The organism is Duganella lactea, assembly GCF_009857505.1.
In the GTDB taxonomy this organism is placed as follows: Bacteria; Pseudomonadota; Gammaproteobacteria; order Burkholderiales; family Burkholderiaceae_D; genus Rugamonas; species Rugamonas lactea.
In genome coordinates, this window is sequence record NZ_WWCP01000069.1 from 1 (window position 1) to 9619 (window position 9619).

The 9619-nt window shown below is 56.2% G+C and carries 9 protein-coding genes, 1 pseudogene and 1 riboswitch; of the genes and pseudogenes, 5 read left to right on the forward strand and 5 right to left on the reverse strand.

Annotation, left to right across the window (positions count from 1 at the left end; translation table 11 throughout):
• The first annotated feature begins 206 nt into the window (after positions 1-206).
• The 3 genes and pseudogenes from GTP44_RS26315 (at position 207) to GTP44_RS26325 (ending at position 1523) form a co-directional block, all read left to right on the forward strand.
• On the forward strand, positions 207-329 hold the full coding sequence (locus GTP44_RS26315; protein WP_371867337.1) for an IS3 family transposase: 123 nt from the start codon (positions 207-209) through the stop codon (positions 327-329).
• Between the two features lie 171 nt (positions 330-500).
• Positions 501-632 (forward strand): annotated as a pseudogene (locus GTP44_RS26320) (IS3 family transposase); the annotation flags it as partial.
• A 149-nt stretch (positions 633-781) separates the two neighbouring features.
• A riboswitch (yybP-ykoY riboswitch) is annotated at positions 782-942 on the forward strand.
• An 11-nt stretch (positions 943-953) separates the two neighbouring features.
• Positions 954-1523, forward strand: coding sequence for a manganese efflux pump MntP (locus tag GTP44_RS26325; RefSeq protein ID WP_161021735.1), 570 nt, complete (start codon positions 954-956; stop codon positions 1521-1523).
• Here the strand turns inward: GTP44_RS26325 and GTP44_RS26330 are convergent.
• Genes GTP44_RS26330 through GTP44_RS26350 form a run of 5 tightly spaced genes read right to left on the reverse strand, consistent with a single transcriptional unit; the run spans position 1520 to position 7642 of the window.
• The gene (locus GTP44_RS26330; RefSeq protein WP_161021736.1) at positions 1520-1861 is read right to left on the reverse strand and encodes a hypothetical protein; all 342 of its coding nucleotides are present in this window, start codon (positions 1859-1861) and stop codon (positions 1520-1522) included. The genes GTP44_RS26325 and GTP44_RS26330 overlap by 4 nt on opposite strands.
• A 9-nt stretch (positions 1862-1870) precedes the next feature.
• Complete coding sequence (locus GTP44_RS26335) at positions 1871-3124, reverse strand: TolC family protein (RefSeq protein WP_161021737.1); 1254 nt, start codon at positions 3122-3124, stop codon at positions 1871-1873.
• On the reverse strand, positions 3124-3441 hold the full coding sequence (locus GTP44_RS26340; protein WP_161021738.1) for a DUF3240 family protein: 318 nt from the start codon (positions 3439-3441) through the stop codon (positions 3124-3126). Before GTP44_RS26340 ends, GTP44_RS26335 begins: the two co-directional genes overlap by 1 nt.
• A complete protein-coding gene (locus tag GTP44_RS26345; RefSeq protein WP_161021739.1) occupies positions 3438-6515 on the reverse strand; it encodes an efflux RND transporter permease subunit in 3078 nt (1025 codons plus the stop codon). The genes GTP44_RS26340 and GTP44_RS26345 overlap by 4 nt, the downstream gene beginning before the upstream one ends.
• Complete coding sequence (locus GTP44_RS26350; protein ID WP_229257099.1) at positions 6515-7642, reverse strand: efflux RND transporter periplasmic adaptor subunit; 1128 nt, start codon at positions 7640-7642, stop codon at positions 6515-6517. The genes GTP44_RS26345 and GTP44_RS26350 overlap by 1 nt, the downstream gene beginning before the upstream one ends.
• A 115-nt stretch (positions 7643-7757) precedes the next feature.
• Between GTP44_RS26350 and GTP44_RS26355 the strand changes: the two genes are divergently transcribed.
• Positions 7758-8426 carry a response regulator gene (locus tag GTP44_RS26355; RefSeq protein WP_161021740.1) on the forward strand — a complete coding sequence of 223 codons (669 nt, stop codon included), beginning with the start codon at positions 7758-7760 and terminating at the stop codon, positions 8424-8426.
• The gene (locus GTP44_RS26360) at positions 8423-9520 is read left to right on the forward strand and encodes a histidine kinase dimerization/phospho-acceptor domain-containing protein (protein ID WP_161021741.1); all 1098 of its coding nucleotides are present in this window, start codon (positions 8423-8425) and stop codon (positions 9518-9520) included. Before GTP44_RS26355 ends, GTP44_RS26360 begins: the two co-directional genes overlap by 4 nt.
• Positions 9521-9619 lie beyond the last annotated feature (99 nt).

The following is a 9619-nucleotide window of genomic DNA, read 5'->3' on the forward strand; positions in this document are numbered from 1 at the left end:
ATTGGAAGATGCCACAGCGGACTTGGAAGCTGGCGGCCAATCAATTTGCCATCATGTTTGGCGAACGCTTCACGAACGCGATTAACTAAAAACCGGCCCCGCACACACAGAATTTCTTACACGTCCTTGGCGAACGCTTCACAAACGCGATTAACTAAAACCCGGCCCCGCACACACAGAATTTCTTACACGTCCTGAAAGTCGCCATTCAGGCCGTGCATCGTCAAAGCCGCGAGACCTACGGCACCCGGCGTATCCAGCCCGAGCTGCTAGAGCAAGGCTTCGTCGCCGGCCGTGGCCGTATTGCGCGGCTAAAGTGGACCCACTAGTCAAGACACTCAGCCGGTTAATTTAAGCTGTGCCCATTCCGACTTCTGCAGCTGCCCGGCGCTGCCCCGTGCCACTCAGTTTTTCTCCGTCTTGGTCCGCGTCGCCGAATTTGTCGACGATCAGCGCACCGCCACCAGTGCCCGCGCTGTAGACGCGGCTCGGCATCTCATATGCGGGCATCGATGTCGCGCAAAGGGAACTGCTACGACAATGCGCCGATGGAGAGCTTCTGGGGCAGCCTGAAAAACGCACTGGTTCATCATCAACGTTACACAACGCGCGCTGAGGCCGAGGCGTCGATTCGGGTGGATGGTACTGATCATTCCGATGATCGCCATGCGAGGCATGCAATAACTGCCTCACAGCATGTCCCAATTTACACCCGTCGTCATATAACAGATTTAATATATAGCGAGGTCAGACATTTTTCACCTCTGAGCTGAGGTATAATCCAACCTCCTTTGGGGAGTAGCCTGCTACTAGACTAGTAGCGTTCGCATCAACATACTCGGCAAAATTGCCGTGGTGCGGACAACCGTTTCTCGTTTGGCAAGACCATCGGCATGTCACGCGCTCAGTCGGGCCGCTGAAATGCCTTTCGTCGTGCCCGACATGGAAGCCATATGAATTTCCTAGCTACCGTTGCCCTATCACTCGCCATGTCGACCGATGCCTTTGCTGTTGCCATCAGCAAGGGCGCTGCCATTCAAAAACCGAATCTGCGCCAAGCTCTGCGCATAGGTCTGATCTTTGGCGTAATCGAGGGTATTACCCCAATGATCGGATGGGCTGTCGGCCAGGCCGCTTCACGTTATGTCGAGCAATGGGATCACTGGATCGCCTTCGGTATGTTGCTGGTACTTGGCGCGCTAATGATCCGAGAGAGCTTTTCTAAGGAAGACGAAAGCGAAGTCACTGCAGACCACCAATCATTCGCGCTCCTGGCAGTTACAGGCATCGCCACAAGCATTGATGCTATGGCGGTTGGCGCCAGTCTTGCCTTTATTAATGCCAATATCTATGTAACTGCCGCTGCAATCGGAGCCTGCACATTCTTGATGGTTACCATCGGCGTGATGCTCGGCCGAGCGCTCGGTACATTAATCGGGAAGCGTGCAGAACTTATCGGCGGCATGGTACTGATCCTGATCGGCTGCACTATTCTGTACGAGCACTTGGCCGGCGCGGCTTAGTCTTTCACCACCCGCAGGATGCGAGGGAAGTCATTTCCCTCGCAGATGATGGGTGTAAATTCGACCTTGTCGTGTTTTGTGATCTGCAAACTATTCGGCGCATATACAGTCGCATACTTACGCAATCGCATCGTGCCATATTTGAGATCAACAAAGCGGCCATCGGCCAGTTGTTGGGACGTCAGTGCCGACAAGCACGCAGGCAAATCTACAGGCTTTTCTCCCGCCGAGTACACTTTGCTTACATAGCCGTGGCGAACACCATCGGGACTACGAGTGGCGCAGCCAACAGCGCTCACAGCGCAGACTACTGCCACTAGATGCACAAACTTAATCATCTCTTCTCCTTACTCGAACGACCACAAGGCATGAGCGTCCAGCTTGACGCGCGCACTGGAAGCTAACGCGCCAATCTGTGCTGTTTGTGCTGCTAGCGCCGCGTCAAGAGCCTGACGGCGGCTAAGCAAGGCATCGCTCAGGGTGGATTCACCGGACTGATAGGCACGCTCCATTAATAGCGCCTGCCTGGCGCTTTGCTCTGCCACTGCACGCAGACTGCTCCAAATTTGATAGCTATGCCGCTCTTCGGATACAGCACGCTGTGCATCCAGCTGGACCTTGTTGCGGACCTGTGTGACCTGCTCATCGGCCATGCGCGCACGTACTGCGGCGGCTGTCGCCTCCGACGAGCGGTACTGCCCTGGCAAAGGAATCGATAACATCAGCCCTAGCGTGCGCTCTTGCCCATCACGCTCTCGCGTTGCCTTTAATGCGATGGTGGGATCAGGCATGCGCTCACTAGCCGCACGGCGTGCTTTCAGCCCCTGTAACTGAGCCTCTGTTTGGGCCAATTCCAGCTCATGATTGTCCTGCGTGATGAGGGCGATCTGTTCCGGTATGGCATCTTGAGCGCGCTGAGGCTCAGGCAAACGTTCTAGATGCGGTTGAGGTAAGTGTTGATACGTAGTCGACAGCAAGGTCAATGCCTGCGCTACGTCCTGACGCGCTTGCTCTACCAGCGCCTCAGAACGGCGCAGTTCGGTATCGGCCTGCATCACTTCCAGCGCAGGGCTATCGCCAGCCTTGACGCGTCTTACTGCTATGGCCTTTAGCTGCTGTACCAGCACATGCTGTTCAGTCAGGCGCTGCAACGAAGCTTGCGCGCGCAGGGCATCGTACCAGTCTCGCATCAAGGTTCTGCAGCTCTCGTGCCAGACGTCAGCATGCTGGGCCTGCGCGAGTGAAATGCTTTTCTCACCGATGACGCGGTCCTGATCTGCTTTCCCGAACCAGCGCACGCCGCGCTCCATTCCGAATTCCTGTTCACGGTAACGTTGCTCGCCTATCACTCGACGCTGGGACGCCCCCGCACTCAAACGCCACTCATGCGGCCCTGCGTTTAACTTGGCTTTTTCCGCCGATGCCAGTTCGTTATTCATCGCACCAAGACGAAGTTGAGGCAAAGCTTCCAGCGTGCGGCGAACCACAGGTTCTGGAGGAAGCGCGTACAGCAAATCCCCCGCCAGGGGCAGGGTGGCGGCGTTTGCGCCAAAGGTAATCATTCCGATGGCGACTGTGATCGCTAATTTCAATTTAACCATTATGCCAACCTCCCGTTGGCCAACATTGGGCTCATCCAATAAGTCACATCTGGCGTCGGCATTTCCTCCGCCAATGCCTGTAGCAATTGTTGAAGGTCGGCCAGGGAACCTGGAATCAGCACCAATTTGCGGGCGCTACGCCCTTGTACCAATTCCATTGCCGATTGAAGCGGCGCGCCCTGGCCCATCCCCTGAGCAGCCATTAGAGAGAAGCCACTGGCCCAATTTGGGTGCAGCAACAGAAAGTCCAGAATGTCTTCCTCTAGGCTGACGGGAATCACCAGCGTCAGTAAAGTATCGTTGGGTAAAGTTTTCATGCATTTTCCAATTTAGCGCTGCCAGGAACACCGAAACGGCGGAATAACAATGGCAACAGAATCAGCGTCAACAAAGTGGCGCTCAGCAGACCGCCGATCACGACGATGGCCAAGGGCTTTTGAATCTCCGAACCAGGACCTGTGGCCAACAGCAAAGGAACCAAGCCGAGGCCAGTAATACTCGCGGTCATCATCACTGGACGTAGACGGCGCAGCGCGCCTTGAACCACCACTTCAGCCAGCGGTACGCCACGGGCCACCATCTGGTTGAAGCACGTGATCATCACAAGTCCGTTCAATACCGCTATACCCATCAGTGCGATAAAGCCCACCGATGCAGGTACAGAGAGGTACTCTCCCGTCACCGCCAGCGCTACGACTCCACCAATCAGTGCAAACGGGATGTTGACAAACACCAGCACCGCTTGTCGTACGCTACCAAGCGTGCTGAATAGCAGCAGGAAGATCAGTGCCAATGCTGCCGGCACCACCACAGCCAAGCGCGCAGCGGCTCGCTGCTGATTCTCGAACTGCCCGCCCCACGAGAGGCGATAGCCTGCCGGCAACTTGATCTGCTGCGCGACAGCCGCCTTGGCCTCGTCGACAAAGCCCACCAGGTCGCGCCCACGAACATTCGCGCGTACCACAGCCATTCGACTACTGTTCTCACGCTCGACCTTAACTGGCCCATCAACTGCGCGCATCACTGCAACCTGGCTCAGCGGCACCGACTGTCCATCTGCCAGCGGCAAACGTATTTGCTGGAACAATTCTGGCGACATACGCGTTTCGTCACCTCCGCGCAGCAGCAGCGGCAGGCGCTGCACGCCATCAATGACGATACCGGCAGTCCGTCCCTCAATCATGGTTCGCAGGTCGTTCTGCACCTGCTCAGCGCTCAGCCCCAGTCGTCCGGCCGCAACGCGGTCGATATCAACTAGCATGTACTGAACGCCTTCATTTTTCACGGTCAACACGTCTTCGCTGCCGGAAATCTTCTGGACAACGCCGACGATTTGCTCAGCCAATTCGGCAAGCTTCTTGGAGTCCGTACCGTAGACTTTGATGGCCAGATCACCTCGCACGCCTGATAGCATCTCCGAGGTGCGCATCTCGATCGGCTGTGTGAAGCTGAAATTAATACCCGGATAGTCCGCTGTGGCCTTTCGCAACGCATCGATGAGCACTTCCTTGTCTGGATTGCGCCACTCAGATCGCGGCTTGAGCGCCAGGAATGAGTCAGTCTCGTTTGGTCCCATCGGGTCCAAGCCCAGTTCGTCAGTACCGAGTCGAGCAACGATACGTGTCACCTCGGGTACCTGGCTCAGTATCCTGCGTTGGATTGCAAGATCCTGCTCTACAGCCTGGTCCAGGCTAACAGAGGGCAACTTCTCGGCTTGCATAATCAGGTCCCCCTCTTCGAGTACAGGCATGAAGGATTTTCCGACGACCATGAACAAGGCAATAGCGATCACCAGTGCGCCTGCAGCCGAACCCACGACAACCCGTTCATTGCCAAAGGCGCGCTTCAGCACTTTCTGATAGACCGATTCCATCCACACCACGATGCGCGGAGACGGGCCGTGATGGGCCTTTAACATGAACGATGACAGCACTGGAATGACAGTCAGCGACAACAGCAGAGATGCACCCAATGCAAAGATGATTGTCATTGCAACTGGCGCGAACATCTTGCCCTCCAGTCCCTGCAGCGTCAGCAGTGGAATAAACACCACCATAATGACCACCATGCCGGCCGTGACTGGTACCGCAACGTCGCGGACTGCACGATAGATCACATGCAGCCACGACATGCCCGGTTGCGCTTTGCTGCTGTGTGCTTCAATGTTTTCGACAACGACCACAGCGGCGTCAACCAGCATGCCGATAGCAATCGCCAGTCCCCCTAGTGACATCAGATTTGCACTCAGCCCAAACTGTCGCATCAGTACGAACGTGCCCAATGCGGATAGCGGCAGAATACATGCCACTACGACTGCCGCCCTGACATTGCCCAGGAATACGTACAGCAGCACTACCACCAGGACGGTGGCTTCTAGCAGAGCCTTGCTGACTGTGTTGACGGCGCGTTCAACCAGATTGCCACGGTCATAGAATGTACTGATGGTGGTTCCGGTCGGCAGCGTCTTACCAATCTCATCAAGACGTTCACGCACCTGATCGACCACATTCAGCGCATTGGCGCCGCGCATGGCCAATACCAACCCTTGCACCGCTTCGCCCTTGCCGCTTTGCGTAACGGTGCCATAGCGCGTCAGTGCACCAGTGCGGATCTCTGCTACCTGACCTACTGTCACTGCCACACCATCTCGGCTGATGATGCTGATAGCTCCCACATCTTCCAGCGCACGTACGCTCGCATCGCTGCGAATCAGGAACGACTCTTCACCGCTCACGAGACGGCCGGCGCCATCGCTACGATTATTGGCAATCAGCGCCTTTTCGAGCTGCTCCAGCGATACCTTGCGTGCTGCCAATGCTGCCAGATCAGGAATCACTTCAAAGCTACGTACTTCGCCACCCAGCGAGTTCACATCGGCCACGCCGGGAATGTTGCGCAGTTGTGGACGGATGGTCCACTCAAGCAGAGTACGTTTTTCCATCAGGGACAATGGGCCTTCGATAGTGAACATGAACACATCACCCAATGGCGTAGTGATCGGCGCTAAGCCACCACTAGCTGAAGGCGGTAGATCCTTCAGTACCGCCGCCAGCCGTTCGGTGGCTTGCTGGCGGGCCCAGTACATATCTGTACCCTCTTCAAAATTGAGCGTGATATCGGCAATTGCGTATTTGGATTGTGAGCGCAACACCGACTGCTTCGGGATGCCCAGCAACTCCTGCTCAATCGGCGCAACGATGCGGGTTTCCACCTCCTCGGGTGTCATGCCTGGCGCCTTCATAATGATCTTGACCTGCGTGCTCGATACATCAGGGAAGGCATCAATCGAGAGCTCGCCGACCGCTTTGACGCCAGCCAGGATCATCAGTACAGTTAGCACCAACACCAACAGGCGCTGTGCCAAAGACATAGCAATCAGACGGCCCAGCATTATGGCTGTCCTTTCGCTTCAACGGCGGGCTCGCCCAGACCGCTCCAGGCCCCTTTGATGGCGACCAAGCCTCGCATCGCCACGGGTGCACCGGCACGTAGCCCACCTCGCACCCAAACCTGATCTCCTGCAGCGGCACCGGGCTGGACTGGGACGGCTTGGAAGCCCTTGTCATTGCGAACAAAGACATAGCTCGTAGTACCGCGACGCACCAGCGCGGTAGCCGGCACTGCCAGCGCACCTGCCTGAGTACGCGGCCTTGCCAGACGCGCTTCTACAAAGGCGTTCACTTTCAAACACCCATTACGCTCGACCTGTTCTGCACGTATCAAAGCGGTCTGATTAACGCCATTGACGAGTGGTGAAATAGCGCTCACCTTCAATTGGCAGTTCTCTGCCACGAACAGCTTGTCGCCTACCGAGACCGAGGTGAGCTGTTGACGTGACGCCTGCAGTTCGACCCACAATGGCCCTTCCCGCACAATCTTGGCCACACTGCTACCCGGTTCGACTTGCTGGCCAACGGACAATGGCAATTCGACCACCGTGCCAGCAGTCTGCGCACGCACCGTCTGCAGAGGGCTCAATTGTCGATTCTCCGGCAACTTCGCAATCGCGGCCTGATTCATATCACCGGCACGAAGCGCCTGTGCCCGCTGGTCAGCCGCCAGCCGTGCCAAGTGTGCAGCGGAGCGACTTTCTTCCAGTCTTACACGCGATATGATCCCATCAGCATATAAACTTTCGTCGCGAGCCAGCTTGTCGGCTGACAACCTTGCCTGCGCAGAGAGTTCCACATACTCGCGCTGCAACTCCATCCACGGCTGGCTAAACAGCGTAACCAGAGGCGCCCCAACTTTCACTGTTTGAAGGGTTGCAACGTGAACTTCCTGTACCATTCCCCCCCATACGGCACCGCTTACCACGGTGGACGTGGTGGGCGCAACCACGGTACCAGAGAGCACGATTGCGTCGCCGCTTATCGCACCACTATCAGGCAAGGTGGCCAATGCCGGCGCAGTGGCGATGCCGGCACGCGTGATCTGCTCGGGTGTAATTACCACTTGCTCTACCGAGGCAACCGGCGTCACAGCGGCGGCTGACATTAAGATGAATGCATTTAACATGTCGGGACAAGTTCCATAGTAAGGGGACGAAATGCAGGCGATGTTGCTAAGAAGTTCTTAAGAGGTTCTTAACAAGTTCTCCGTACGATTCCGGCATCTTTTTCAGACTAGCCCTATGCGTATCTTGCTCACAGAAGACGACCCTCAACTTGGCCGCGCCACTCAAATTGGATTGGAACAGAGCGGCTATGCTGTCGACTGGGTGACCACGGCAGCGCACGCAAAAACAGCGGTGCAACTGCATGACTACGGCTGCGTTTTGCTCGATCTTGGCCTGCCCGACCATGATGGAATGACTGTGCTCTCCAGCCTTCGCGACACCGGCTACCAAGGCGCCGTGCTCGTAGTGACGGCACGCGACCAGATTAAGGAGCGCATCGCCGGCCTCGACGCAGGCGCAGATGACTTCATCATCAAACCATTCGACCTCGACGAGCTGTCGGCCCGAATTCGTAGTGCTAGTCGGCGCGCCACCGGCCGTTTGCGCGAAGAACTGGTACACGGTGATTTAGTGCTAGATATCGCTGATCGGCGTGTCACGAAGGCTGGCCAGACGGTCACACTTACCGTCAAGGAGTTCCGCATCCTGCAGATGCTTGTCGAACAGGCCGGCCGCGTTCTCAGCCGAGATCAACTGGAGAAAAATCTGTACAGCTGGGGCGACGAGGTAGAGAGCAATGCAGTGCAGGTACATATCCATCACCTACGCCGCAAACTGGGACGAGAGCTGATCCGCACCGTACACTCGATCGGATACTGCATCGACAAGCCGGCGGCAACATGAGCGGCAACGTATTCGGCAAACGTTGGTCGCTGAAGCGAACCTTGCTGGCATCGCTGCTGGGGCTAACGCTTACGTTATGGACCAGCAGTGCCGTTATCGTCTATCTCGAAGCACAGCAGGAAAGCGATGAGCTGTTCGACCAATCACTGGTAGAGACGGCACATCTATTGCTATCGCTAGTGGAAAACGAAATGCGGGAGCATGGCCTTGCACAGCCAATCAGCCTGCCAATGAAAGGTCACGCAAATCCACACCGCTATCTGATGTTCCAAGTTCGCGATGCCAATCAACGGGTTCTGTACAAGAACGACGGCGCCCCCGACGGCATGTTTTCGCCTGAAACACCCGATGGCCTGTCGTGGATTCGCATAGGAGGTAAACGCTGGCGATTATTCACGTTATGGGACGAACGGCATGAACTAGCGCTAGTGGTAGCAGAGCCAACTAGCCACCGCGAAGATATCAGCAGCCGTTTCTTCTACAAAATTGTCATCTTCGGGACGTTGTTGGCATTGCTAGCAACGGCAGCCATCTGGTGGAGCGTCAGCCGCGTAGTACGCACGTTGCAAACCTCCGCTGAAGAAGTCGCGGCGCGTACACCTAATGACCTCGCAGAGGTTAGTTTGAACGGAGTTCCCAGCGAAGTGCATCCGCTACTGCTTGCAATCAATCGTTTGTTTGGTCGCGTAAGGCAAACGATGGAACACGAGCAGCGCTTCACCGCTGATGCTGCCCATGAATTGCGTACACCGCTGGCAGCTATTAAGACCAATCTGCAAGTGCTAAAGCGAGCCCGTAGTGTGGAGGAGCGGGATGAATTCATTGCTGGTCTGAGCGCCAGCGTGGACCGGGCGACCCACCTCGTAGGTCAGTTGTTGACGTTAGAGAAGATGGATCCGCAATCAGGGACGGTCACCACCACAAACGCTGGAGACCTCGCCGATTTGCTGCGTGAACAGAGCTTCTATTGGCGCGACAGTTGCTCCCATCTTGATTTACAAGTAGAAATCGCCCCGGCCCCCTGCGTGCTGCATTTAGACAGCATGCGAATTCTGTTAAGAAATCTTGGGGACCTCGAATTACTGCTGATTTGAACTGATGTGCTGAGAAAACGCCGGCTGTGGACGGATTCGCACGGCGGCTTCAGACCTTTTGGCACTTGTCTTGCTGTCCAGAACCACCTTTTTCGTGGT

Bases quoted from the DNA above. Each gene is read 5' to 3' on its own strand.
- GTP44_RS26340 (WP_161021738.1), bottom strand. From the start codon at position 3,441: ATGAAAACTTTACCCAACGATACTTTACTGACGCTGGTGATTCCCGTC.
- GTP44_RS26360 (WP_161021741.1), top strand. From the start codon at position 8,423: ATGAGCGGCAACGTATTCGGCAAACGTTGGTCGCTGAAGCGAACCTTG.
- GTP44_RS26350 (WP_229257099.1), bottom strand. From the start codon at position 7,642: ATGTTAAATGCATTCATCTTAATGTCAGCCGCCGCTGTGACGCCGGTT.
- GTP44_RS26345 (WP_161021739.1), bottom strand. From the start codon at position 6,515: ATGCTGGGCCGTCTGATTGCTATGTCTTTGGCACAGCGCCTGTTGGTG.
- GTP44_RS26335 (WP_161021737.1), bottom strand. From the start codon at position 3,124: ATGGTTAAATTGAAATTAGCGATCACAGTCGCCATCGGAATGATTACC.
- GTP44_RS26325 (WP_161021735.1), top strand. From the start codon at position 954: ATGAATTTCCTAGCTACCGTTGCCCTATCACTCGCCATGTCGACCGAT.
- GTP44_RS26330 (WP_161021736.1), bottom strand. From the start codon at position 1,861: ATGATTAAGTTTGTGCATCTAGTGGCAGTAGTCTGCGCTGTGAGCGCT.
- GTP44_RS26355 (WP_161021740.1), top strand. From the start codon at position 7,758: ATGCGTATCTTGCTCACAGAAGACGACCCTCAACTTGGCCGCGCCACT.